Annotated in this window: 26 protein-coding genes and 1 pseudogene; 11 read left to right on the forward strand and 16 right to left on the reverse strand. The window is 68.0% G+C overall.

What is annotated here, in order from left to right; translation table 11 throughout:
* Positions 1-433, reverse strand: a pseudogene (locus tag ACFV2S_RS29300) (hypothetical protein); the annotation flags it as partial.
* A 501-nt stretch (positions 434-934) separates the two neighbouring features.
* Here ACFV2S_RS29300 and ACFV2S_RS29305 point away from each other — a divergent pair.
* Positions 935-2473 (forward strand): recombinase family protein, encoded by a 1539-nt coding sequence (locus ACFV2S_RS29305; RefSeq protein WP_385565282.1) that lies wholly within the window; start codon positions 935-937, stop codon positions 2471-2473.
* Positions 2474-3411: 938 nt separating this feature from the next.
* Here ACFV2S_RS29305 and ACFV2S_RS29310 read toward each other — a convergent pair.
* On the reverse strand, positions 3412-4002 hold the full coding sequence (locus tag ACFV2S_RS29310; RefSeq protein ID WP_385565286.1) for a hypothetical protein: 591 nt from the start codon (positions 4000-4002) through the stop codon (positions 3412-3414).
* Between the two features lie 861 nt (positions 4003-4863).
* Between ACFV2S_RS29310 and ACFV2S_RS29315 the strand changes: the two genes are divergently transcribed.
* The 4 genes from ACFV2S_RS29315 (at position 4864) to ACFV2S_RS29330 (ending at position 7624) form a co-directional block, all read left to right on the forward strand.
* Entirely contained in the window at positions 4864-5919 is a 1056-nt protein-coding gene (locus tag ACFV2S_RS29315) for a phage major capsid protein (protein WP_385565290.1), read from the forward strand.
* Between the two features lie 18 nt (positions 5920-5937).
* Positions 5938-6746 (forward strand): IS5 family transposase gene (locus ACFV2S_RS29320; RefSeq protein WP_385565295.1). Its coding sequence is split into 2 segments (ribosomal slippage): positions 5938-6285 and positions 6288-6746, totalling 807 coding nucleotides; the frame shifts between segments, so codons are not numbered across the junction.
* Positions 6747-6829: 83 nt separating this feature from the next.
* On the forward strand, positions 6830-7426 hold the full coding sequence (locus ACFV2S_RS29325; RefSeq protein WP_385565300.1) for a hypothetical protein: 597 nt from the start codon (positions 6830-6832) through the stop codon (positions 7424-7426).
* A 6-nt stretch (positions 7427-7432) separates the two neighbouring features.
* Positions 7433-7624: a phage major capsid protein gene (locus tag ACFV2S_RS29330; protein WP_385565304.1), complete on the forward strand. Its 192-nt coding sequence runs from the start codon at positions 7433-7435 to the stop codon at positions 7622-7624.
* A 317-nt stretch (positions 7625-7941) separates the two neighbouring features.
* Here ACFV2S_RS29330 and ACFV2S_RS29335 read toward each other — a convergent pair whose 3' ends face one another.
* From ACFV2S_RS29335 to ACFV2S_RS29370, 8 genes are all read right to left on the reverse strand, one after another.
* Positions 7942-8151: a DUF397 domain-containing protein gene (locus ACFV2S_RS29335; RefSeq protein WP_385565309.1), complete on the reverse strand. Its 210-nt coding sequence runs from the start codon at positions 8149-8151 to the stop codon at positions 7942-7944.
* 121 nt (positions 8152-8272) lie between these two features.
* A complete protein-coding gene (locus tag ACFV2S_RS29340; RefSeq protein WP_385565313.1) occupies positions 8273-8683 on the reverse strand; it encodes a hypothetical protein in 411 nt (136 codons plus the stop codon).
* A 345-nt stretch (positions 8684-9028) separates the two neighbouring features.
* Positions 9029-9232 (reverse strand): hypothetical protein, encoded by a 204-nt coding sequence (locus ACFV2S_RS29345; RefSeq protein WP_385565316.1) that lies wholly within the window; start codon positions 9230-9232, stop codon positions 9029-9031.
* Positions 9229-9357: a hypothetical protein gene (locus ACFV2S_RS29350; protein ID WP_385565321.1), complete on the reverse strand. Its 129-nt coding sequence runs from the start codon at positions 9355-9357 to the stop codon at positions 9229-9231. The genes ACFV2S_RS29345 and ACFV2S_RS29350 overlap by 4 nt, the downstream gene beginning before the upstream one ends.
* Positions 9358-9539: 182 nt before the next feature.
* The gene (locus ACFV2S_RS29355) at positions 9540-10382 is read right to left on the reverse strand and encodes a helix-turn-helix domain-containing protein (RefSeq protein WP_385565326.1); all 843 of its coding nucleotides are present in this window, start codon (positions 10380-10382) and stop codon (positions 9540-9542) included.
* Positions 10372-10896 (reverse strand): DUF6879 family protein, encoded by a 525-nt coding sequence (locus tag ACFV2S_RS29360; protein WP_385565330.1) that lies wholly within the window; start codon positions 10894-10896, stop codon positions 10372-10374. Before ACFV2S_RS29360 ends, ACFV2S_RS29355 begins: the two co-directional genes overlap by 11 nt.
* Positions 10880-11086 carry a hypothetical protein gene (locus ACFV2S_RS29365; RefSeq protein WP_385565335.1) on the reverse strand — a complete coding sequence of 69 codons (207 nt, stop codon included), beginning with the start codon at positions 11084-11086 and terminating at the stop codon, positions 10880-10882. The genes ACFV2S_RS29360 and ACFV2S_RS29365 overlap by 17 nt, the downstream gene beginning before the upstream one ends.
* 240 nt (positions 11087-11326) lie before the next feature.
* The gene (locus tag ACFV2S_RS29370; RefSeq protein WP_385565338.1) at positions 11327-13000 is read right to left on the reverse strand and encodes a fumarate hydratase; all 1674 of its coding nucleotides are present in this window, start codon (positions 12998-13000) and stop codon (positions 11327-11329) included.
* A gap of 271 nt (positions 13001-13271) precedes the next feature.
* Here ACFV2S_RS29370 and ACFV2S_RS29375 point away from each other — a divergent pair, with 271 nt between their 5' ends.
* Positions 13272-13988 carry a DUF1707 domain-containing protein gene (locus ACFV2S_RS29375; protein WP_385565343.1) on the forward strand — a complete coding sequence of 239 codons (717 nt, stop codon included), beginning with the start codon at positions 13272-13274 and terminating at the stop codon, positions 13986-13988.
* Positions 13989-14126: 138 nt separating this feature from the next.
* Positions 14127-14498: a WhiB family transcriptional regulator gene (locus ACFV2S_RS29380; RefSeq protein WP_078908476.1), complete on the forward strand. Its 372-nt coding sequence runs from the start codon at positions 14127-14129 to the stop codon at positions 14496-14498.
* A gap of 185 nt (positions 14499-14683) precedes the next feature.
* On the opposite strand, the gene glpX is transcribed toward ACFV2S_RS29380, so the two are convergent.
* Positions 14684-15718, reverse strand: coding sequence for a class II fructose-bisphosphatase (glpX, locus tag ACFV2S_RS29385; protein ID WP_383797364.1), 1035 nt, complete (start codon positions 15716-15718; stop codon positions 14684-14686).
* A gap of 117 nt (positions 15719-15835) precedes the next feature.
* On the opposite strand from glpX, the gene ACFV2S_RS29390 reads away from it, so the two are divergent.
* A complete protein-coding gene (locus ACFV2S_RS29390) occupies positions 15836-16369 on the forward strand; it encodes a DUF4245 domain-containing protein (protein ID WP_385565351.1) in 534 nt (177 codons plus the stop codon).
* 57 nt (positions 16370-16426) lie between these two features.
* Here ACFV2S_RS29390 and ACFV2S_RS29395 read toward each other — a convergent pair whose 3' ends face one another.
* From ACFV2S_RS29395 to ACFV2S_RS29410, 4 genes are all read right to left on the reverse strand, one after another.
* On the reverse strand, positions 16427-17017 hold the full coding sequence (locus ACFV2S_RS29395; RefSeq protein ID WP_385565355.1) for a malonic semialdehyde reductase: 591 nt from the start codon (positions 17015-17017) through the stop codon (positions 16427-16429).
* Between the two features lie 158 nt (positions 17018-17175).
* Positions 17176-17430 (reverse strand): exodeoxyribonuclease VII small subunit, encoded by a 255-nt coding sequence (locus ACFV2S_RS29400; RefSeq protein ID WP_383797367.1) that lies wholly within the window; start codon positions 17428-17430, stop codon positions 17176-17178.
* A 46-nt stretch (positions 17431-17476) separates the two neighbouring features.
* A complete protein-coding gene (gene xseA / locus ACFV2S_RS29405; RefSeq protein WP_385565362.1) occupies positions 17477-18694 on the reverse strand; it encodes an exodeoxyribonuclease VII large subunit in 1218 nt (405 codons plus the stop codon).
* A 167-nt stretch (positions 18695-18861) separates the two neighbouring features.
* The gene (locus tag ACFV2S_RS29410) at positions 18862-20214 is read right to left on the reverse strand and encodes an APC family permease (protein WP_385565366.1); all 1353 of its coding nucleotides are present in this window, start codon (positions 20212-20214) and stop codon (positions 18862-18864) included.
* A gap of 54 nt (positions 20215-20268) precedes the next feature.
* On the opposite strand from ACFV2S_RS29410, the gene ACFV2S_RS29415 reads away from it, so the two are divergent.
* Together ACFV2S_RS29415 and ppgK are read left to right on the forward strand one after the other, a co-directional pair.
* Positions 20269-21321 (forward strand): 4-hydroxy-3-methylbut-2-enyl diphosphate reductase, encoded by a 1053-nt coding sequence (locus ACFV2S_RS29415; RefSeq protein ID WP_385565370.1) that lies wholly within the window; start codon positions 20269-20271, stop codon positions 21319-21321.
* Between the two features lie 29 nt (positions 21322-21350).
* Positions 21351-22094, forward strand: coding sequence for a polyphosphate--glucose phosphotransferase (gene ppgK, locus ACFV2S_RS29420; protein ID WP_385565375.1), 744 nt, complete (start codon positions 21351-21353; stop codon positions 22092-22094).
* Positions 22095-22125: 31 nt separating this feature from the next.
* On the opposite strand, the gene ACFV2S_RS29425 is transcribed toward ppgK, so the two are convergent.
* Positions 22126-22839 carry a DUF6542 domain-containing protein gene (locus tag ACFV2S_RS29425; protein WP_385565380.1) on the reverse strand — a complete coding sequence of 238 codons (714 nt, stop codon included), beginning with the start codon at positions 22837-22839 and terminating at the stop codon, positions 22126-22128.
* 161 nt (positions 22840-23000) lie between these two features.
* Between ACFV2S_RS29425 and ychF the strand changes: the two genes are divergently transcribed.
* Positions 23001-24089, forward strand: a complete 1089-nt coding sequence (ychF, locus tag ACFV2S_RS29430) for a redox-regulated ATPase YchF (RefSeq protein WP_030320605.1) — start codon at positions 23001-23003, stop codon at positions 24087-24089.
* Positions 24090-24104: the final 15 nt, after the last annotated feature.

A 24104-nucleotide genomic window follows, 5' to 3' on the forward strand; every position in this document is an offset into this window, starting at 1 on the left:
GGGGCGTGAGTCTCGCGCCGCGCGCTGCTCGCGGCGGGGGTCGGGGGGGGGGGGGGCCCCCCCCCCCCCCCCCCCCCGCGCGGGGGGCGGGGGCGCCCCCCCCCCCCCCCCCCACGTCCGCGATGGCCGGGGTCGGCAGCTCCCAGAAGGGGTGGAAGTCCGTCTCCAGGGAGCTGTTGTCGATGTCGAGGACGATGGCCTGCTTCTCGCCGCCGGCGTTCTCGGCGCGCGCCTCGATGTACGGGCGGGCCTCGGCGACGACGGCGGCGACGTCGCGGCGCCAGGTCGCGTAGTCGACGTGCGCGAGGGCCGCGGCCGAGGTGATGTGCGTGTCGGGGTCGGCGGCGGAGGCCGCGGGCGCGGGACCGACGACGAGGAGGGCCGTCAGGCCGAGGGCGGTGGTGGCCGTGGCGGTGGCCTTGGCGGAGGGCATGGGGGGCTCCCGAGTGGTCGACCGGCTCAGTGGTTGACATGCTCGCGCCCCATACTGGCCAGTAGGCGACGGGAAGGCTACCGGTCGGTAGCGACTTTCTGAGCGGAGATCGACGAAGCCCCCGGTCCGGCGGACGGACCAGGGGCTTCGCGGGGGACCTGCGTACGGCGGGGCCGGCCGTACGAACGGGCTCGACCCTGCGTGCGCGGTGGGGCCGGTCGTACGACGGGCTCGATGCTGCGTACGGCGGGGTCGAGCCGTACGCAGGGCTCGACCGGGCTACGGAATCAGCCGGACCCCGGGTTCAGCCGGACTCCGGGTTCGGCCGGACTCCGGGATCAGCCGGACCCCGGGATCAGGCGAGACCGGGGCCGCGCACCGGGATGTGCGTGAACGTCGGCTCCGGCGCCGGGTTCTGGAAGAAGTCGTTTGGCTTGTTCATCCAACGTGAACCCTCATGCGATCCTGCGCATGATCTCTAATCCGAGGGTCCTGGGCGCCGTGCGACTGTCGATCCTGAAGGACGACACGACCAGCCCTGAGAAGCAGCGTCACGCCGTCGAGCACTGGGCGACCGGCCCCGCCGTCGACGGGCGGGTGGTGGGGTGGGCCGAGGACCTGGATGTGTCCGGAGCGATGCACCCCTTCAAGCGCCCCGGGCTCGGCCCCTGGTTCGAAGAGCGCGCAGACGAGTGGGACGTGTTGGCGGTGTGGAAGCTCGACCGCCTCAGCAGGAAGGCGGGGCACTTCGCCGAGGTCTTCGAGTGGTGCCAGAAGCACGGCAAGGCAATCGTGTCCGTGACCGAGGGCATCGACATGTCCACCCCGATGGGGAAGATGTTCGCCCAGATCATCGCGGCCTTCGCCGAAGGCGAGTTGGACACCATCCGCGCCCGTGCCCTCTCCGGGTCGGCCGCGCGGAAGGCGAAGGGTGTGTGGATCGGCGGCGTGGAGCCGTACGGCTACCACTTCGAGCGGCAGGAGGACGGCGGCAAGAAGCTCGTCCAGGACGAAACCTATGCGGAGTTGTTCCGGGAAATCACTACGCGGCTGCGGGGGGACTGGACGGCCTACAAGATCGCGCATGATCTGAACAATCGGGGAGTTCCGACGTGGCGGGATCATCTTCGGATCACGAAGGGAGAAGAGCCGAGGGGAATCTCTTGGACGGCGAATGCCATTCGGGCCATCATTATGAATCCCACGGTCGCCGGCATCTACACGCACAAGGGTGAAAACGTCGTCGACGAGAACGGCGAGAACGTGCGGATCACCGATCACCCCCTGATGGACTTCACGGAATGGTCCGAGCTTGTGGCCACCTTGAAGAGTGACCGTCAGGTACGACGAGCTACGCCGTCCCGGTCGATGCTGGGGGGCGTGGCTGTCTGCAAGAACTGCGGTGGCCGTATGTCCTCGAACAAGAAGATCAAGTCCAGTGGTCGAGTGCACCATTACTACAGCTGCAACAACGTGAACATGGGGACCTGCCCCTATCCCAGCCGTATCCGTCGCGAACATCTCGACCAGGCCGTTGACCAGTTCGTCAATGTGACTCTCGGCCCGCTGCCGGTAATGGAGCGGGTGAAGAATTCCATCAGTCAAGCCAAGATCGAGCTTTCCGAATCCGAGGCTACGTTGGACAGGCTGGAAACGGATTACCGTGCCGGACGATACAAGAGCGACGTTCAGATCGAACGGTATTGGACTCAGCATGAATCCCAGTCCGTCAAGGTGGAGCGCTTGAGGAATGAGATCAAGAGCGCCGAGGCTGCCCCTACGTGGAGGGAGACGGGGCGAACCTATACCGAAGAATGGGCCGTCAAGGATGATGAGCAGAAGCGCGTATTCCTGCAACGGCACGGCATCACCGTGACGGTGGGAATCGCCGAAGACGAAAGTCGTCGCGTAACCTGCAAGATGCCTGAGCTTGCAGAGATCGCCGAGGAAACCGGACTTCAGATCCCGGAAGGGTATCTCTGGAAGGAACCAATTTCTGAGTACTCCTTCCCTGCTCGGGTTGCCTCTGTGCGAAAGTAGCGCCGGGTGTACGAATGCGAGCCCCACCGTGTGTCCACACGGTGGGGCTCTTTTGTTTCTTCCGAGCGTGCCGTTCGGGGCAGCGTTTAAACGGTCTCCTTGAAACCGCCAGGTACTCAGGCTTATACAGGGTTCGCCGACAACGACCGAAGGACATTGATTGATCAGCTTTGGCGGTAACGCCCCGTGGGGGGCGGTCTCTCAACTCGACTGTCGGGCGAAAGCCCGCGACCCTCGTATACGCCCGCTGGCGTTCCGGGTCTACTTCGCTGCCCTCGGCTGGGGAAACCGTCTGGGGCACGCTGAGTTCGCCGAGGGCGCCCTAGCGTCCATCCTGGGCGCCGAGGGTGCCCCGCTGACCAAGCAGGCCGTACAGAAGGGCATCACGGCCGCCAAGGCCCTTGGGCTGGTCGCGGACGACTCCGGGGCCCGTTGCCTGGTTCTGCCGCAACACCACTTCCAGAACGGCGGCAAGGGCGCCGCGTCCTGTCGGGTGCACGCCCTTCGGACCTCCACGTAACCCTGCCCGGGGCACCGCGTATCCCTAGCGGGATTACCAATCTTTCTCTGACCTGCGGATACGTTCGCTTCCTCTCTATCTCTTTTAGTCATCCCCTGACCGAACAACGGGAGACCAGGCAGAGAGGTAGCAACACAACGCCCTGGCGATCGAGCCAGGGCTATTGAGATCAGTAGTAGAACCTTGCCCGCTCCGGCTCTTACGGCCGGAGCGTTCTTAGTCTCCTTGGCCGAGGCTGAAGGCCGAGGAGAGAACGACTGATAGAAGGCACCCGAGCGAGGGTGCCTTGAATAAGTACTGAAGCCTAGGCCGCGTTCGGCGGCCTTCTTCTCTCTATCTGATATCTGAGGCCGGCGACGGCCGACCATGGGATTTCAACCCGCCAAGGCTTCAACCTGCCTAGGCAGTGAAGCGCATTTCAGTTTGCTTCCGGCGTAGACGTGTCTTCAGCGGACGTCTCATGGGAGTCAAGTAGTCCACCGAAGTGGCCGAATGCCCAGTCGTCAAGCATGGCTGGGTAGGCGTCTACCAGTGCCCTCGGCACCGGCTGATTCGGCTCGTCAATATGAAAGCACCATTGAGATACGACATTGTCACCACCGGCAAGTTCGGCCACGGCTGAGCGTAGACGAACGGCCTGCGCCAGGATGCCGTTCATCCTTGCTTCCATCACGGAACCGGTTGAGGCGCCTTCATGCGCAATGAAATTGCGCGCCTTTCTTGCTCGATCGAGCAGGTCAAAGTCAGAAGTATGCGATCCTAGCGAAGAGCTCGCTAGATCTTTCAGCGTGTTTCCAAGCATCTTTTTCGAAGGCAGGCTGGAGATGATCTCTTGAAGCTCCAAGATTGGATCAGCTTGTGTTGCCTCGACGAAGTGCTTCATGCACAACACGTATTGGCATTTTGATTCGAACGAATTGGCCAAGTGAAGTGCCCGGCCAGCTGAGAAGAAGAGTGCATCTAGCAACTGCGGTTCACGCGGCTGCAAGTACCCAAGTGACCATCCCATGAGCTCTACGGTACCGGGCTAGTCAAGGGATTTTTGGTTGCTTCCAGAGGGGGAGGGGGATCCAAAAGGATCCGGGCGCCCTTCTCCGCACCCGCCGTCTTCCCTCTACGCGAACGCGCGGGGGTTAGCCCAAAGTCGTGGGACCGAATTCCGCCTAGGTCAAGATCGAATTGTGACGGGCATCACGCGATTGCGACGCAAGAATCGCGCAAGTAACGGGTCTATAGGGAGTGAAGTAAGAAACCTTCGGTTCCTTTCAGGTCGGGACCGGAGAGCGGCACGGGCGGTGTTGCTGAGGTGGGTAGGTCCATGGTTTGCCTCCAGAGGTCATGTGGCCTGCCCACCTCGCTTCCCGGCGACATGGCTTTGGGCCGAGTAGGGAACGAGGAATCATGAATGACGACGTCACGCTTCGATGCTGGGCTTGCTATAAGGAATTCAGCGTGAGGTACGGCCCTGGCGTCCTCGGCGCTACTGCGATTCGCAGTGCAAGTCCGTGGCGCGCATGGCAGCGCGCAAGCTCCGCTACAGGCGAACAGGGAACGGCTTCGTAGGACGTATGTCGCTACGAACTGAGCGTCCGGGAAGCCAGGAAATCGGCTACTCGTTCCACTTGTACATCAACGCCGATGGTCGAGATCTCGCGACTGTCCTTTCGGAACGCATCATCGAGTGCCAGCACAAGGCCGATGCCGCAATGCATGCAACGGCCAAGGCTGAATGGCTAAGGCACATTCGAGACCTTCAGTCGCTCATGACTGAATCTGAGTAATACCGCCCAACTTTTATCCGCCCCACCCGTCAGGGTGTCTGGGCGGTTTTTCATGGCCGCTTCCGGCCCGAACATCGAAGGAACAATTCTTGAAGACTGAGCTTCGCAAGATTTTTGATTCTGCCGAGTCCGAGGATCGCGGCCTTTCGGCCCGCGAGATTGCTGCCGTTATCAACTCCATTCCAGCCGAGGAACGCATGGCGCGCACTGAGATCCTGGCGGCCGTTAATGGCTCGGACGGCTCCGATTCTCCGGAGACCCGTAGGGCGATTGCCGAGACTCTGAAGTACATGGAGTATCGAGCCAATGAAGCCCGTGAGGATCGAGCGCGGGCCGATCGGGAGGCCGAGGTTCGCAACCTCGTAGCTGCACATTCGGCGATCCTGACCCCGGGCAGTGCTGAAAGCCCCAGCACTGAAGAGTGGCGTTCCCTGGTCCCGTCTCTGAGTGAGTACCGCGCTATTTCCGGCGGGGTGGCCTCCGAGGGCGGGTACACGGTCCCTTCGGAGATTTCCGGGAAGTACATCGACGCGCTGAAGGCGAAGTCCACGTTCCTGCGTGGCCTGCCGGAAGGCAGCGTTATCCCCTTCACGTCGGCCACGTTCTCGGTTCCTCAGCTCATCTCTTCCACGGGCGCCGACTATGTCGCCGAGGGGCAGACCATCCCCGAAGGTCAGATGGTTTGGGGAGAGGTCAAGTTCACCGCCAAGAAGATTGGCGAAGTCCAGTGGGCTTCGTCTGAAGTGCTCGAAGACAGTGCCGTTGATCAGCGGCGAGTGATCGCCGACAACCTTCTTCGTGACGCTTCCCTGAAGTTCGACGCCGACGCGTTCACCGGGGCCGCTGGGACCCCGATTCGGGGTGTCCTGTCTCAGGGTGTCTCTACGACTCTCGGCGCCGGAAAGGTCACGGTCACCTATGACGACCTGGCCGACGCCGTTGCCCGTATCGAGGCGACGAACGGCACCCCTTCGGTGGTGTGGGCGTCCGTGGATATGGCTGCGGCTCTCCGGAAGGAGAAGGCTGCCGGTTCCGGCGTCTACCAGGGCGGTTCCCCGACCGACGCCCCGGCGTCGACGGCTTGGGGTCTCCCGATCCTGCCGAGTGCGTTCCTCCCCGCTAAGACGTCGTTTCTTATGGCGTGATCGTTCGTTGATCCGTGCATGACGGATCTCGTTGAGCGACTGGTGCCGGACGAATTGTGGGTGCTGTTCAGGCGGGTGGTGCCACCGACGGAGGTGATACGTCCGCAGGGCGGTGGCCGACGCCGGACAGGTGACCGTGAGGCCCTGGCAGCGATCATCTTCGTGGCGACGTCGGGCTGCACCTGGCGACAACTGCCGCCGGTGTTCGGCCCGGCCTGGCCCACGGTCTACCGTCGGTTCGCCCAGTGGAGCCGGGACCGGGTCTGGGCGAGGCTCTACCGCGTGGTCCTTGACGAGCTCGGAGCGCGGGGCGAGCTGGACTGGTCGCGGTGCGCGATCGACTCCGTCAGCCTGCGGGCCGCAAAAGGGGGCCGCTGACGGGACCGAATCCGACCGACCGCGGCAAGTTGGGATCGAAGATCCACCTGATCACCGACCGGAACGGTCTGCCGCTGTCGCTGGGCATCTCCGGCGCGAACATGCACGACAGTCTGGGCCTGGAGCCGCTCGTGCGCGGCATCCCGCCGATCCGGTCCCGCCGCGGGCCCCGGCGCCGGAGGCCGGCGAAGCTGCATGCGGACAAGGGGTATGACTACGACCACCTGCGCCGATGGCTCCGCGAGCGCGGTATCCGCCACCGCATCGCCCGTAGGGGCGTCGAGTCCTCGCAGCGGCTGGGCCGGCACCGGTGGGTGGTCGAGAGAACCGTGTCCTGGCTGGCCGGCTGTCGGAGGCTCCACCGCCGCTATGAACGCAAAGCTGAACACTTCCTCGCGTTCGTCGGCATAGCCGCAGTCCTCATCGGCTACCGCCGACTGATCCGGTGAGTCGGTCGGTAGCAGCAGTCGGCCGGCACCGGTGATGTCAGTGACAGCTCGTAGGGTGCGCTGGGATTCGACGAGGAGGTTCGATGGGCTTTTCCGGTCATCTGGTCTTTGCACGCAGCCAGCGCCCACTGCTGGAAGCACCCATGTTCAACAGCACCGGTCCAGGGCTGAGGGACGACGTGCACGAGTGGCAGCCGCGACCGGGCGGCTGGCAGACCCTGCAGCTGGAACAAGGCATCTGGGAGGACGAGTACCTGTCCACCTTGGTCGAATGGACCGGAGCGCCAGCCTGCGTCGCCGATGTCTCTGACAGCAGCATCGCCCTCGTGACTGGCCTGGACGCCGACGGGCACCGCTGGCAAGCATGGCTCAACCTGGACAACGCCGCCGCTCTCCTCGTCGAGGAACCGGAGGACGTAGACGACGTGAGCCTGTGGATGGCCACCCCGGAGTTCGAAGAAGCCATCGGACACAAGCGTGCAGAGCTCGATGCGGAGGTGCCGGCCGACGCCGAAGGCGCTCTCGTGTGGGCTTCAGCGGCTGGTGTCCAGGCCGCGGCGCAGCGGTCTCGGATCGAGGAACTGCTACGCGCGCAGGAGACCTTCGTGGAGGAGCTGTTCGACGCGCTGCTGGACGAGTTGGGCTTCCCTGAAGCCGTCCACCCCGCACCGCAGCCATAAGAAACGATGTCTAAGACCGTGATCGTCGCGGATGCTTCCCGAATCGTTGTCGGTGTCCGTCGTAACGCCACGGTCCGAATCAGTGAGGACGCTCGATTCGATAAGGATCAGGTCGGCTTCAAGCTGACCATGCGTATGGCTGGTGTTTCTGTCGCCGAGGCTTCCTCGGTCCAGGTCATTAAGGCCGCTGCCAGCTAGGCCGGCTGCGCTTATGCCCCCGCTCCCGAAAGGGATGCGGGGGCCTTTCGTATTTCCGGGGGGCAGGGAAAAGCCCCGCCCATCTGCCACGGGGGAACAGCAGACGGACGGGGCCGATCGAGGGAGGTCCCGCGCTCAGTGCTGGCGCGGCCTGTTCGGTGTGCGGGTGGCCGCGTCACGCCACCACCATAGGCCCCGGCAGCGAGGTTCGGTGAGCCCCGAATGAGCCCCGCAGGACGGACACCAGGGCAACCCGCTCTCCGGGTCTGTAAGGCACTGGGCGGCGCACCTGGGGCATTCGGGCACGGGACCTTCTCTCAGGCGTTCAGGTCGTACTCTCCGCCCTTCACGGCGGCCGACAGGTCGGCCCACTCGGCGGCGGTCATGACGACGATGGTGTCGGGGTCCTCGGTGTTGCACAAGGCGACCACGCCCGGCACGTTCACGGCCACCGCCGGGCAGTTGTTCACGCGGGCGTCACGGCACGCGGCCGTCTTGACGAACTCGAATTCGGGGCGCTTGCTCACAGTGCACTTCCCTTCCCGCGAAGATCGGGGATTCGGTCCCCGCGCCGGTCATGCCCCGCCCCCTGCCTCGCCGACGAACTCCCCATCGGCGCGATGAGAGTTCAGGCAGGGGACGGGAGTCTCAAGAGCCACGGGCGCCAGGGGTTCCGTGGCGGCCGTAAAGGTCGCGCAAGTACTGGTCCGCCATCGCCTGTTCCGCGACCTGGCGCGGGTCCACGTAGGCCCACTCGCACCGCCCGGGGTGGCCCGCGTAGATCGTGCAGGAGGACCCCGCAGGGGTGCGCGTCTTCATGCAGCACTCGACGTCCATGAGCCACTGTCCCTCCGGCGACCAGCACAGGAACACGTCGGTGTTCTCGCCGGAACCGGTTCGCAGCCACGCCGCGTGGAACGTGTGCTCGACGTTCTCGACCAGGCACTGAAAGCCGTCGTCGGGCGCCCATTCCGTGTCCCCGCGAAAGTTGGGGACGGCGTGGGCCAGGACGAGGATGCGGCGTTCCGGCGCGGTCGACTCGGTACAGCGGTAGGTCACCGGAATACCCCCGTGGCCCTGGCCGCGATGAGCCACCCGCACAGGGCCCACACGGCGCCTGTGCCGACCAGCCAGCAGGCGCCGACAAGCTTCCGCCGAGGAGACTTCACCATCCGACGCGCCTTGCCTTTCCGGTAACGCACTGCGGACACGACACCTTGCGCGTGTGCTTGCAGGCGTCACACCCCTTGAAGCCGAGACACTTGGCGCACCAAACGGAGCGGTGAGCGAAGCAGACGCCACAGACCGTAGAAAGATCGATCAGCCACTCGACCAACCCCGGGCACCCGAAGCCGGTGTACCCGGTCCGCCCCGCCCGCTTCTTCGGGCGCTCCGGAGCCGTGGTCATTCGCTCGCCCGGTGCGGGTGAGCACGAACCTTGCGGGACGCCTCGAAGCGCTTCGTGGCGTCGCCGGCCTTCTTCGCTCGCCTCAACTCCCGCATGGCGGCGGCACATTGGCGACAGCCCGGAACAGGATTCGCCTCGTACAGCCATGCGTCTATGGGCAGATCGATGGGCGGTTCCGGGTAGCGCTGCTGGGTGGTCACACCACCACCCCCCACACGGCCGTCGCTGGGAGTCTGCGGCCCTTGTCCGCGAAGTAGTGGGGGTGGTTGCCGATCTCCCGATTCGCGCCCGCCACGGCCTGGGCTTCGCCCGCCTCTCGGGCCATGTCGCGCGAGTGAGCGAGAGCGGCGCATGTCATGCACCCCTCGACGGCGACCGGCTCCAACGCGTTGAGAGTGGTCAGTCCGTTTCCTGATTCAGCGTGCGGCTTGTGTTCAAGCATCGATCGCCCCTCGGCTCCAAGACTGTCGTGTCAGGGTGCCGAAGGGCTGTGGTGAGACGCGAGGATTATTGGCGTGGTCGGGTAAATGCGGCCGACCACTCGGCGAGGAGCGTTCGGCAGTCGTCACCGAAGAGTGCGTATTCCTCGTATCGACTGAAGTCTTCTCGATACGCGTTGACGTCGCGATGGTCTCGAAGGATCAACGCACCCGTGCCGGTTTCGACAGTGGCTAGCCGCCTGTCGTAGACCGTGAATGTGTTGAGCGGCCTCTCCGGTACATGCCCACTCAACGGGATGACGCCTAGCCGGACATTCGGGAGGCGGGAGATGGATACAAGCCGGTCAAGCTGCATGGCCATCGCCATGGGAGGGAGTAGCGGCCATCTCGCCGCCTGCTCGGTGAGAATGAACGTGAACGACTTTGCTGAGTCGTAGAGCACTTGTTGCCGCTCTAGCTTCTTCGCGATCGTCTTCGTCTGGTCCCCGGGAACATCGGCGATGCTGGCGCGCACATAGTCGGGTGTGGCCAGCAGGCCGGTAATCATCGAGAGCAGGAAGAAGCGGAACTCTGTGGAGACGACTTCGAGTCTCGCTAGCTCATTCTGCTTCTTGTCCAAGCCTCTGCGGCGAGAGGACCAGTGGTCTTGCCACTCGGTGTTTGCCGTACGGGCCAAGGCGAGGAGCTTCTCAGCTTCGGGGCCTGTGGCTTCGAGTGCTTCTAGGATCAGCTCTATGTCGACCATGGCGGGTGTGAGCTTCCCGCTCTCGATGTTGCTGATCTTGGTTTGAGACATGTTGCAGCGGCGGGCGAGCCAGGTCTGAGTTTTCCCCGCTCGCTTCCGCGCGCTACGAAGTGCTTCCGCTAGGTCTGATCTGGACTGGCCTAGCCTCTCAGGCTCAAACGTCAAGGCCCTTCACGTACTCCTCGAAGGGTACCGATTCCGCTACTGCGATTCGCTGGTACTCGATGAACGGGGAGACGTCCCCGTCGTGTACCTCGCGGCTGATCTGCCTTCCGTCCGGGTGGTAGTTCATGAGCACTACTTCGGTACGGTCGAACATCCAGAAGTCCTGAACGCCTTCCAGCGGGTTCGTCCGCCCGGTCACGTCAAGGATTCTGATTTCCTCCCCTGCTAGAGAGTGAGCCGCGTAGTACTGGTGGAACTCGAATCGCAGATACTCGGAGAGCGGTCGCGTGACGACGTGTACGCGCCCCTGTGAGCGCCCCTCGGTGACCTGTCGGCGAAGCCGGTCGGTGTATTCGTTCGACACATCGTTAGGGTTTACACGGGCGCCATTGCGCCATGCCTCGATTTCCTCGACCTCTTGCGGCATGAGGTATTGAGGAAGGGTTTCGAGACGCCATGCTTCCCGCTGGAACCCCTCGAATCGAGCCGCCCACGACTCACCAGCCAAGAGCACGAATGGCCTCCCTCAGGATGTGCTCGGGGATCTCAACGAGCCCTTCGCCGTCCGGCGGCGTGAACGCGTTGGACACGTCGCCCTGGACCACGAGCGACCCGGAGGCGGTCCGGTAGACGTTGGGGCAGTCGTCCTTTCCGCAGTTTCCGTTTCCGTTGCCGGTGAGCCGGGTCAGTTCCTCGCGCGCCATGCTAAAACCCCCTTGTTTCTGGCCCCTGTTGAGGCCCTCGGGGATGACGGTACGGACGTGCGCGCTGTGGGTCTACGCGGGCACGCGAATATTTGCGTAGTCGGGTAGACCGGTGCTCGCGGGTGGTCGCCCCACCGTTGGCGGTGCCGCGCGTGGTGCCTGGCGGGCAGCCCCCGCCCTCGGTGGCAAGGGGAGAGCCCCCGGCGCTGGCCGGGGGCTCTGAAGGGATCAGGGGGCGTCTCAGGCGAGACCGGGACCCCGAACCGGGATGCTGGTGAAGGTCGGCTGAGCGGGTTCCTGCGAAGTGAAGAAGTCGTTGCCCTTGTCGTCGACCACGACGAACGCCGGGAAGTCCTCGACCTCGATCTTCCAGACCGCCTCCATGCCGAGCTCCTCGTACTCGACGACCTCGACCTTCTTGATGCAGTCCTGCGCGAGACGGGCCGCCGGGCCGCCGATCGAGCCCAGGTAGAAGCCGCCGTGCGCGCCGCACGCGTTCGTGACCTGCTGCGAGCGGTTGCCCTTGGCCAGCATGACCTTCGAGCCGCCCGCCGCCTGGAACTGCTCCACGTACGAGTCCATGCGGCCGGCCGTCGTCGGGCCGAAGGAGCCGGAGGCGTAGCCCTCGGGAGTCTTCGCGGGGCCCGCGTAGTACACCGGGTGGTCCTTCAGGTACTGCGGCATCTCCTCGCCCGCGTCCAGGCGCTCCTTGATCTTGGCGTGCGCGATGTCGCGCGCCACGACCAGCGGGCCGCTCAGGGAGAGGCGGGTCTTCACCGGGTACTTGGTCAGCTCGGCGAGGATCTCGTCCATCGGCTGGTTGAGGTCGATCCGGACGACGTCCTCGTCGCCGGCGAGCTGCTCCTCGGTCGTCTCCGGCAGGAAGCGGGCCGGGTCGGTCTCCAGCTGCTCCAGGAAGACGCCCTCGGCGGTGATCTTCGCGACGGCCTGGCGGTCGGCCGAGCAGGACACGGCGATCGCGACGGGCAGCGAGGCGCCGTGACGGGGGAGGCGGACGACGCGGACGTCGTGGCAGAAGTACTTGCCGCCGAACTGCGCGCCGATGCCGATCTTCTGCGTCAGCTCGAAGACCTTCTCCTCCAGCTCCTTGTCGCGGAAGCCGTGGCCGGTCTCGGCGGAGCCCTCGGTGGGCAGCTCGTCCAGGTAGTGCGCGGAGGCGTACTTCGCGGTCTTCAGCGCGAACTCGGCGCTCGTGCCGCCGACGACGATCGCCAGGTGGTACGGCGGGCAGGCGGCCGTGCCGAGCGAGCGGATCTTCTCCTCCAGGAACTTCATCATGGAGGCCTCGTTCAGGACCGCCTTGGTCTCCTGGTAGAGGAAGGACTTGTTGGCCGAGCCGCCGCCCTTGGCCATGAAGAGGAACTTGTACGCGCCGCCGTCCGTCGCGTACAGCTCGATCTGCGCGGGCAGGTTCGAGCCGGTGTTCTTCTCCTCCCACATGGTGACCGGGGCCATCTGCGAGTAGCGCAGGTTCAGCTTGGTGTACGCGTCGTAGATGCCCTTGGACAGGGCCTCCTCGTCGCGGCCGGAGGTCAGCACGTTCTGGCCGCGCTTGCCCATGACGATCGCGGTGCCGGTGTCCTGGCACATGGGGAGCACGCCGGCGGCGGCGATGTTCGCGTTCTTGAGGAGGTCGAGCGCGACGAACTTGTCGTTGCCCGAGGCCTCCGGGTCGTCGATGATCCGGCGCAGCTGGGCCAGGTGGGCCGGGCGCAGGAAGTGCTGGATGTCGTGGATGGCCTCGGCGGCGAGCGTGCGCAGCGCCTCCGGCTCGACCTTGAGGAAGGTACGCCCGTCGGCCTCGAAGGTGGAGACGCCTTCGGAGGTCACCAGGCGGTAGGGCGTGGTGTCCTCTCCCAGGGGGAGCAGATCGGAGTACGCAAACTCAGGCATGACGGCGGCCATTCCTCACTCGGCAGACAGCTGCGCCGCCTCCGTTGGCGCGCGCGCCCTCCAGCGTAAGACGCGGGGGCGGCGCCGATCCTGTGAGGTAAGGCTCAGTAGGTGCCGGGACCGCACCGGAATGGCGTGTTTCCGTGCCCCGGTGCGGAATTCGGCCCGGGGGCGCGGTCGTCGCCGTTCCGGCCCCGGGTCCATCCCCTAGGGGATGGACCCGGGTGACTCCCTCTGGTTGCGATCTATCGCGTTTCGCTAGGCTGGCTCCGTGGACCTCGAAAAGCAGCCCGAACCCGAGAAGCAGCCGCAGCCGCAGCGGTCGGCCGCCCCCGCCGAGCCCGCCCTCGCGGAGCCCGCCTTCGCCGATCCGGAGGGCTCGCTGCGGGCCTCGGACGCGGACCGGGACCGGATCGCGGACATCCTCAGGGACGCTCTGGCCGAAGGGCGGATCGACCCCGAGGAGCACTCGGACCGGATCGACGCGGTCTACCGGGCCAAGACCGTCGGGGAGCTGGAGCCGATCGTCCGCGACCTGCCGGGCGCCCGGACCCCGCGCGAGTCCGAACCGGCCTTCGCCTGGGGCTCCGACGACTCCGAGGGTCCCGCGGACAACCTCGTCGCGATCTTCTCCAGCACGACCCGCAAGGGCCGTTGGCGGGTGAGCCGCCGGACGAACGCCTTCGCCCTCTTCGGGAACATCGAGGTCGACCTGACCGAGGCGATCTTCGCCCAGCGGCTGACCACCATCAACGCCACCTCCATCTTCGGCAACGTCGAGGTGCGCGTCCCGGAGAACATCAGCCTGCGCGGCAACGGCAGCGGCATCTTCGGGAACTTCGAGGTCGTGACCCTGGAAGGGGTCGACCCGCAGGCGCCGGTGGTCGTCATCAACGGCTACTCGGTCTTCGGGAACGTCGAGGCACGGCCCAAGCGCGGCAAGTGGATCACCGACCTCCAGGACAAGCTCCGCAAGCACCTCAAGTGACCGTTCCGGGAGTGACCGGAATCCGTCTTCGGGTATCCGCAGTGCGGAACGGCGAGGCACGCAGTGCATAGGCGCGCGCACAGCGGGTAGGGCTGGTGCATCGCCGCTCGCTCGCGAAGCCGTCGTCAGGAGTAGACCGTGCTGCAACTGCCGCATCAGCCCCTCCAGGTCGCCGCCGTACCCTCTCAGCGCGCCCCTGCCCGGGAGGACGAGGCCGGGCCATGGCACGCGGAGGCGGTGTGCCGCCGGGACGAGGCCGGGCTCTTCTTCGCCCCGTCCAAGGAGCCGACCGCCGCGAGGCTCGCGCGCGAGGAGGCGGCGAAGCGGGTCTGCGCGCGCTGTCCGGTGATGGTCGAGTGCCGGGAGCACGCGCTGCTCCAGCCCGAGCCGTACGGCGTGTGGGGCGGGCTCACGGCGGCGGAGCGCCGCGTGGTCCTCGCCCGGCGGCGGCGGCGCGAGGTGGAGCTGCGGAAGGCCGCCGCGACCGAGCGGATCGCCCAGGCGGGCTGACGGGATCGCGGAGACCTTCCCCCCGGGTCCGTACGAGCGGGCCGACGGGATCGCGGAGACCTTTCCCCCGGGTCCGTACGAGCGGGCCGACGGGATCGCGGAGACCTTCCCCCGGTCCGTACGAGAAGGGGCGCCCCCACCGCACATGGGGGCGCCCCTCTTCGTACCGTCACCGCGCAGGAGCGTTACTTCGCGCGGTCGAAGTCGATCTTGCTGTACGCGCGCAGCTTCGAGAGCCGGTGCGTCGAGTCGATCTGGCGGATCGTGCCCGACTTCGAGCGCATGACCAGCGACTGCGTGGTCGCCGTCTCGGCGCGGTAGCGCACGCCGCGCAGGATCTCGCCGTCGGTGATGCCGGTGGCGACGAAGAAGACGTTGTCGCCGGAGACCAGGTCGTTCGTGGAGAGCACGCGGTCCAGGTCGTGGCCAGCGTCCAGCGCCTTCTGGCGCTCGGCGTCGTCCTTCGGCCACAGCTTGCCCTGGATCACGCCGCCGAGGCACTTGATGGCGCAGGCGGAGATGATGCCCTCGGGGGTGCCGCCGACGCCCATGAGCATGTCGACGCCGGTGCCCTCGCGGACGGCCATGATCGAACCGGCGACGTCGCCGTCCGAGATGAACTTGATCCGGGCGCCGGTCTCGCGGATCTCCTTGACGATGCCCTCGTGGCGCGGGCGGTCCAGGATGACGACCGTGATGTCCTCGGGCGAGGAGTTCTTCGCCTTGGCGACCCGGCGGATGTTGACCGAGACGGGGGCGTTGATGTCGACGAAGTCGGCGGCCTCGGGGCCGGTGACCAGCTTGTCCATGTAGAAGACCGCGGACGGGTCGAACATGGTGCCGCGGTCGGCGGCGGCCAGGACGGCGATCGCGTTCGGCATGCCCTTGGCGTTGAGCGTGGTGCCGTCGATCGGGTCGACGGCGATGTCGACCTCGGCGCCGGTGCCGTCGCCGACCCGCTCGCCGTTGAAGAGCATGGGGGCTTCGTCCTTCTCGCCCTCGCCGATGACGACGACGCCGTTCATCGAGACGGTGGAGATCAGGGTCCGCATGGCGTTGACCGCCGCCCCGTCCGCGCCGATCTTGTCGCCGCGGCCGACCCAGCGGCCGGCGGCCATGGCGGCGGCCTCGGTGACGCGGACCAGCTCAAGGGCGAGGTTGCGGTCGGGGGCCTCGGGGGAAACGACAAGCTCGGGCGGAAGGTGGTGGTGCTCGGTCATCGGAACGCACCTTTCTGTACGGCGACGGCCGGAAAAAAGAGGGTGCTGCGACTCTATCGGTACGTCGACAAAATGAGCAGAGGGGCCCACGTATGAGCACGGCACCATGATGCGACCATGGTGGGCGTGGCAGGTATGCGAGGCAGGCAGACGGTACGCGGGATGTTCCAGTCCCTCGGGGTGATCATGGTCGCCGCGGGCGTGATGTATCTCTTCATCCCGCACGACGAGAACGCGGAACCGGTCAAGGCGAAGGACTACCGGGTCGAGCTCCTCACGGCCCAGCGGGCGGCGCCCTATCCGGTGCTGGCCCCCGAGGGCCTGGGGGAGGGCTGGAAGGCGACGGTGGTCTCGTACAAGCGCGAGAAGTCCGACGCCTGGCAGCTGGGCTTCCTCTCCCCGGACACCCAGTACGTGGCCGTGAACCAGTCGACGGCGGAGCCGGGGAAGTTCGTGCCCGAGGTGACGCAGAAGGCGAAGAACACCGGGAAGACCCAGACGGTCGCCGGCCAGGTCTGGCAGCGCTGGGAGGGCCCGAGGTACGACGCGCTCGTCCGCACGGAGAACGGCGCGACGACCGTGGTGACCGGCACCGCCTCCTTCGAGACGCTGGCGGAGATGGCCGGCTCGCTCCAGTCGAAGAAGGCCTGAGACGCGACGGAGAAGGGCCCCGCACTCGTGGAGTGCGGGGCCCTTCTCGCGTACGGGTCAGACGGTGGTGATGACCTCGTCGTAGGAGAGGCGCGGGGAGCGCGGGAACCAGGCGTCCTCGCCCGGCTTGCCGATGTTGACGACCATCAGCGGGGTGTGGTCGTCGTCCAGGAACTCCTTCTGGACGCCGGCGAAGTCCAGGCCGGTCATCGGGCCGGCGGCCAGGCCGGCGGCGCGGACGCCCACGATGAAGTACGCGGCCTGGAGGGCGGCGTTCAGCAGGGCGGAGCCCTCGCGGACCGGCCGCTCGGCGAAGAACATGTCCTTGGCCTGCGGGAAGTGCGGGAGCAGGGCCGGGAGCTCCTCGTGGAACTCGTTGTCGGCGGACAGGATCGCGACCAGCGGGGCGGCGGAGGTCTTGGCCTGGTTGCCCTCGGCCATGTGCTTCACCAGGCGCTCGCGGGCCTCGGGGGAGCGGACCAGGGTGATGCGCAGCGGGGACTGGTTGAAGGCGGTCGGGCCGTACTTCACCAGGTCGTAGATCGCCTGGACCTGCTCGTCGGTCACCGGCTCGTCGGTGAACGTGTTGGCGGTGCGGGCCTCACGGAAGAGGAGGTCCTGGGCGACGGCGTCAAGGGCGAGAGACATGCTGCGTACCTTCCGGACTGCAAAGGGGAACCGCTCGAACATGGGCTCGGGCGACGTCTCGACAGTACGCGGAGGATTGGTGAAACTTCAACTAATCCATCCGGATAGTGATCCGCTTCACTCGGAGTCTACATGCCGGCCCCGGCCCGCGCCGGGGGCTACTCGTCCCCCTCCGCCGCCTCCGCCCCGGCCGCGCGCTCCGCGGCCAGCGAGGCGTCGAGCCGGGCCCGCGCGCCCTCCAGGCGCAGCCGGCACACCTTCGCCAGCTCCTCGCCGCGCTCCCAGAGCGCGAGGGACTCCTCCAGCGAGGTCCCGCCCGCCTCCAGCCGCCGGACCACCTCGATCAGCTCGTCCCGCGCCTGCTCGTAGCCGAGAGCCGCCTCTTCCGCGCTCGTCTCCGTACCCGCTGCCATCCGTCGCTCCATCCCTGGTTTTCCGTTCTCTTCGCTCAGGCTCCGCTCAGGCGGGATCGGCCGTGCGGCGCACCGTGAACTCGCCCTCGGCGACCCTGGCCCGCAGCTCCTCGCCCTCCGCGACCTCCTCGGGGGAGCGGACCACCGCCCCGTCCACCCGCTGGAGCACCGCGTACCCCCGCTCCATCGTCGCCGCGGGCGACAGCGCCCGGACCCGCGCCCGCGTGTGCGAGAGCTCCGAGTCCGCCCGGTCCAGCAGGTGCCCGAGGACCCGCCGGCTCCGGGCGAGCAGCGCCGCCAGCTCGTCCTCGCGGACCTCGACCATGCGCTGCGGATGCTCCATGACGGGCCGTGCGAGCGCGTGCGCCAGACCGCGCTCCTCCCGCTCCAGGAGGCCGCGCACGGTCCGCAGGGCCCGGTCCCGCAGGCCGCGGACCCGGTCCAGCTCCTCGCCCACGTCCGGGACGACCTTCTTGGCCGCGTCCGTCGGCGTCGAGGCGCGCAGATCGGCCACCAGGTCGAGCAGCGGCGAGTCCGGCTCGTGCCCGATCGCGGACACCACCGGCGTGCGGCACTCGGCCACCGCCCGGACCAGCTGCTCGTCCGAGAACGGCAGCAGGTCCTCGACGCTGCCGCCGCCCCGGGCCACGATGATCACGTCCACGTCCCCGTGCGCGTCGAGCTCCTTCACCGCCTGGGCGACCTGCGGGACCGCCTTCACGCCCTGCACCGCGACGTTCCGCACCTCGAAGCGGACGGCGGGCCAGCGCCGGCGCGCGTTCTCCAGGACGTCCCGCTCGGCCGCCGAGGCGCGGCCGCAGACCAGGCCGACGAGGTGCGGCAGGAACGGCAGCGGCTTCTTCCGGTCGAGCGCGAAGAGGCCCTCCGAGGCCAGACTCCGCTTCAGCTGCTCCAGCCGCGCGAGCAGCTCGCCGATCCCGACGGGCTTGATCTCCACCGCGCGCAGCGACAGCTGGCCGCGCGGCGCGTACCACTCGGGCTTCGCGTGCACGACGACCCGGGCGCCCTCCGAGACGACGTCGGCGACCGCGTCGAAGACCTGGCGGTAGCAGGTGACGCCGATGGAGATGTCGTGCGAGGGGTCCCGCAGGGTCAGGAAGACGACCCCGGCGCCGGGGCGCCGCGACAGCTGCGTGATCTGCCCCTCGACCCAGATCGCCCCGAGCCGGTCGATCCACCCCCCGATCATCCGGGAGACCTCACCGACGGGAAGCGGCGCTTCGGCGGACGTAGTCAGAGCCATGGACCGAGCGTAACCGCGCGGTACGACAACGTCAGGGGTGCGCGGCGGCCGGGCGGCTCCCCGCGCGCGGGGACACCGCCCCGTGGCGCACCGCGCCTCACGCGCGCGGGGACACCGCCTCGTACCTCGTACCGCGCTTCACGCGCGCGGGAACATCGCCCCGCGCCTCACCCGCCCGTGGACGTCCGGGTCGCGCCCTGGACCGCGAGGACCACCAGGCCCACGCCCAGCCACACCACGCCCACCACCTGCGCGGCGGGCGACGCCTCGACGATCACCGCGATCAGGATCGCCGCGCCGGTCACCGGCAGCACGATGTGCTTCAGCCAGTGCGGGGGCCCCTCGGCCCGGCGTACGGCGAACCAGCCCACCACGCTCGCGTGCAGCAGGACGAACGCGGTCAGCGCGCCGACGTCGACGACCGAGACCAGGTGGTCGAGGCCGTCGTCCCGGCTCGCCGCCCACAGCGCCGCGATCATCGTCACCGTCGCCGCCACGAGCAGCGCCACGCGCGGGACGCCCCCGTCGGTGCGGCCCAGCACGTGCGGAAGGCGCCCCTCACGGCCCATCGCGAACAGCAGCCGCCCGCCCGCCGCCTGCCCCGCGAGCGCCGCGAAGGCCGCGCCGATCGCCTTCGAGGCGGCCACCAGGTCGTGCAGCCAGTCCCCCACCGAGGCGTCCACGGCGTCGTAGAAGGCCGAGCCCTGCTTGGCGGGGTCGGCGGCGAGGTCGGCCGAGGAGAGCGGTTCGAGGAGCGCGACCAGCCAGGTCTGGGCCACGAAGAGGGCGCCCGCGAGCGCCAGGCAGAACAGCACCGCCCGCGCCACCTTCGCCGAGCCTCCCGTGACCTCCTCCGCGAAGGAGGCGATCGCGTCGAAGCCCAGGTACGACAGGACGGCCACCGAGACCGCGCCGACCACCGCGGCGAGGGAGAACGAGACGTCGCCGGTGAGCGGCGACCACCAGTCGCGCAGCGCCCCGTCCCGTGCGAGCACGACCACCGCGGAGACGACGAAGACCAGGAGGACCACGATCTCCAGGGCGAGCACGGCGAAGCCGACCCGGGCCGCCGCCCGCACGCCCCACAGGTTCAGGAGGGTGGTGACCACCACGGCGATGCCGGTCCACACCCACCGGTCCACCTCCGGGACCAGCGCCTCCATCGCGATGCCCGCGAACAGGTAGGCGACGGCCGGGATCAGCAGGTAGTCGAGCATCGCCATCCACCCGGCGATGAATCCCGGCCCCTCGCCGATGCCCTTGCGCGCGTACGTGAACACGGAGCCGGCCTGCGGAGCGACCCGGACCATCTGGGCGTAGCTGAACGCCGTGAAGGCCATGGCGACGGTGGCCACGACGTACACCAGTGCCACCGCGCCGTGCGACTTCGCGTCGAGCGTGCCGAAGACGCCGACCGGCGCCATGGGGGCGATGAACAGCAGTCCGTACACGACAAGATCGCGGAACCCGAGATTCCGCCGCAGCTTCTCGTGGTCCGTGACCTGCGTCTCCTCAGCCATGGCGCCAGTTTCGGCCACGGCGCCGCTCCAGACGCTCACCGACGCGGCCTTACGATGGGACGCATGACTGCAACGCCCGCGCCGACGCCCGATTCCGCCTCCGCGACGAACCGCCCGAAGCGTGTCCTGCTCGCCGCCCCCCGCGGCTACTGCGCGGGCGTGGACCGTGCCGTGATCGCCGTGGAGAAGGCCCTGGAGCAGTACGGGGCCCCGATCTACGTCCGGCACGAGATCGTCCACAACAAGTACGTCGTCCAGACCCTGGAGCGGAAGGGCGCGATCTTCGTCGACCAGGCGACCGAGGTCCCGCCCGGCAACATCGTGATGTTCTCCGCGCACGGCGTCGCCCCGGCCGTCCACGAGGAGGCCCGCGTGGGCCGGCTCGCGACCATCGACGCCACCTGCCCGCTGGTCACCAAGGTCCACAAGGAAGCCGTCCGCTTCGCCAACGACGACTTCGACATCCTCCTCATCGGCCACGAGGGCCACGAGGAGGTCATCGGCACCTCCGGCGAGGCCCCCGACCACATCCAGCTGGTCGACGGCCCCGAGGACGTGGCCAAGGTCGAGGTCCGCGACCCCTCCCGGGTCGTCTGGCTCTCCCAGACCACGCTCTCGGTCGACGAGACCATGGAGACGGTCGACGCGCTGAAGGAGAAGTTCCCGCAGCTGATCTCCCCGCCGTCGGACGACATCTGCTACGCCACCCAGAACCGCCAGACCGCGATCAAGGAGCTGGCCGGTCAGGCCGAGCTGGTGATCGTCGTCGGTTCGAAGAACTCCTCCAACTCGATCCGCATGGTCGAGGTCGCCAAGCAGGCCGGCGTCCCCGCCGCGTACCTGGTCGACTTCGCCAGCGAGATCGACGAGGCCTGGCTGGACGGCGTGACCAGCGTCGGCCTCTCCTCCGGCGCCTCCGTCCCGGACGTCCTGGTGCAGGAGGTCCTGGAGTGGCTCGCCGAGCGCGGCTACGCGGACGTGGAGATCGTCAAGACGGCCGACGAGTCCCTCACCTTCTCGCTGCCCAAGGAGCTCCGCAACAAGGACCTGCGCGCCGAGGCGGACAGGCTCGCGGCGGCCGCGGCCGTCTCCTCCGTCGACAAGTAGCGAGGCGCGCCAGCCCTTACCGTGGGTCCATGAACGTCTTCGGAGTGGACATCGGCGGCTCGGGCATCAAGGGCGCCCCCGTGGACCTGGAGCGCGGCACGCTCGCCGAGGAGCGCCACAAGGTACTGACCCCGCAGCCCGCCACACCCGACGGTGTGGCGGGCTGCGTCGTGGAGGTCGTGGAGAACTTCGGCTGGACGGGACCGGTGGGGGTGACCTTCCCGGGCGTCGTGGCGGGCTCCACGATCCGTACGGCCGCCAACGTCGACAAGTCCTGGATCGGCGTCGACGCCGGCACCCTGCTGAGCGAGCGGCTCGGCGGACTCCCGGTGACCGTCCTGAACGACGCGGACGCGGCCGGGATCGCGGAGATGGCCTTCGGCGCGGGCCGGGGCCGCAAGGGCACGGTGATCCTGCTGACGCTGGGCACGGGCATCGGCTCGGCCCTCTTCGTCGACGGGCGGCTCGTCCCCAACACCGAGCTCGGCCACCTGGAGCTCAAGGGGCACGACGCGGAGACCCGGGCCTCGACGAAGGCCAAGGAGGACGAGGACCTCAGCTGGGAGCACTGGGCGACGCGGCGGCTGCGCAAGTACCTCGCGCACGTGGAGATGCTCTTCTCGCCGGAGCTGTTCATCATCGGCGGCGGCGTGAGCCGCAAGGCGGACAGGTTCCTGCCCCTGATCGAGGGCATCCGCGCGGAGATCGTCCCGGCGGAGCTCCAGAACAACGCGGGGATCGTGGGGGCGGGGATGGCGGCGAGCACGGCCTGAGGGGCGGACCGAGCCGCCCCTGCCGGGTCGTCTACGCGACGGGCCGGCGTCCCGCCGTCCGCGGCCGCCCGCCGGGCCCCTCGCCGGCCCCGGAGGCCGTCCGGGCGACGGGCCGGTGGGGGCGGCGCCCCATGTCGCGCACCTTGCGGACGCTCGCGATGACACCGGCGACCAGGGTCCCGCCGTAGAGCCACCCGGCGTGCACGGCGAGGGCGGTCACCACGGCCATGGCCTGGCCGCCGAAGCCGCCCGTGCCGCCCGCGATGGGGACGACGCCGACGGCGAAGGCGATGGGGACGGCGATCGGCGCGGTGACCAGGTCGGCGGTCCGGACCCAGAGCGCGGTCAGGGCGCTGACCGGCAGGAACAGCAGGCCGTAGACCACGGGGGAGCCGTCGAGGAGCAGCTGGTCGAGGAGCCCGAGGGTGAGCATGACGGCCGAGGCGAACAGCCCGCTGCCGAGCCCGGTGAGACGCGGCGACGGGAGCCGGCGCAGGGCGACGACCACCGGCGGCGCGGGCCGGCGCCCGGAGGGGCGCCCGGAACCGCGCCCGGCCGGTCCCGCGCCCGCCTCGGCCGCCGCGGCCCGCTCCACACGGCCGCGCCCCGGCGGGCGCCCGGCCCTGCCGGTCACCCGGTAGACGGCCGCGCCCTCCACGAGCGCGCCCGGCGGTGCGACCGGCGGCGTGGCGGGGTTCTGCGCGCTTCGGCGGCCTTGCGGCTGACTTGTCCTGTGCTGCTCCACCTGACCAACGTAGGTCGGAAGGGGGCGGGAACCGGGTCCGGGACACGCCCTTTGGGTGACCTTGCCCCCGAGAACGACCGAAGGTCGGCGTCACTGGCCGGTTCGGCCCGCCCGTAAACTGGGGGATCGGCCCACCATCCACACTTCAGGAAGTCGCCACCGTGTCGCTCACGATCGGAATCGTCGGTCTGCCGAATGTCGGCAAGTCGACCCTGTTCAACGCCCTGACCAAGAACGACGTGCTGGCGGCCAACTACCCGTTCGCCACGATCGAGCCCAACGTCGGCGTCGTCGGCGTCCCGGACGCCCGCCTGACCAAGCTCGCGGAGATCTTCAGCTCCCAGCGCATCCTCCCGGCGACCGTCGACTTCGTCGACATCGCGGGCATCGTGCGCGGCGCGAGCGAGGGCGAGGGCCTGGGCAACAAGTTCCTCGCGAACATCCGCGAGTCGGACGCGATCTGCCAGGTCATCCGCGCCTTCAAGGACGAGAACGTCGTCCACGTCGACGGCAAGGTCTCGCCGAAGGACGACATCGAGACGATCAACACGGAGCTGATCCTCGCGGACCTCCAGACGATCGAGAAGGTCCTGCCGCGCCTCCAGAAGGAGATGCGGATCAAGAAGGACACGGCGCCGAAGGTCGCCGCCGTCGAGGCCGCCCAGGCGATCCTGGAGAAGGGCGACACCCTCTTCTCGCAGGGCATCGTCCAGGGCTCGGAGAAGGCGGAGCTCCTGCACGACCTCCACCTCCTCACCACCAAGCCGTTCCTGTACGTCTTCAACGTGGACGAGGACGAGCTGACGGACGACGCCTTCAAGGCCGAGCAGAGCGCCCTGGTGGCCCCGGCCGAGGCGATCTTCCTCAACGCCAAGCTGGAGCAGGACCTCGCCGAGCTCGACGAGGAGGACGCCATGGAGCTCCTCCAGTCCGTCGGCGCCGAGGAGCCCGGCCTCGCCACCCTCGCCCGCGTCGGCTTCGCGACCCTCGGCCTCCAGACCTACCTGACGGCCGGCCCGAAGGAATCCCGCGCCTGGACGATCAAGCAGGGCGCGACGGCCCCCGAGGCGGCCGGTGTCATCCACACCGACTTCCAGAAGGGCTTCATCAAGGCCGAGGTCATCTCCTTCGCCGACCTCGTCGAGACCGGCTCGGTCGCCGACGCCCGCGCGGCCGGCAAGGCCCGCATGGAGGGCAAGGAGTACGTCATGCAGGACGGCGACGTCGTGGAGTTCCGCTTCAACGTGTAATACGTTCGGCGAAAG

The organism is Streptomyces sp. NPDC059695, assembly GCF_042733785.1.
Taxonomy (GTDB): Bacteria; Actinomycetota; Actinomycetes; order Streptomycetales; family Streptomycetaceae; genus Streptomyces.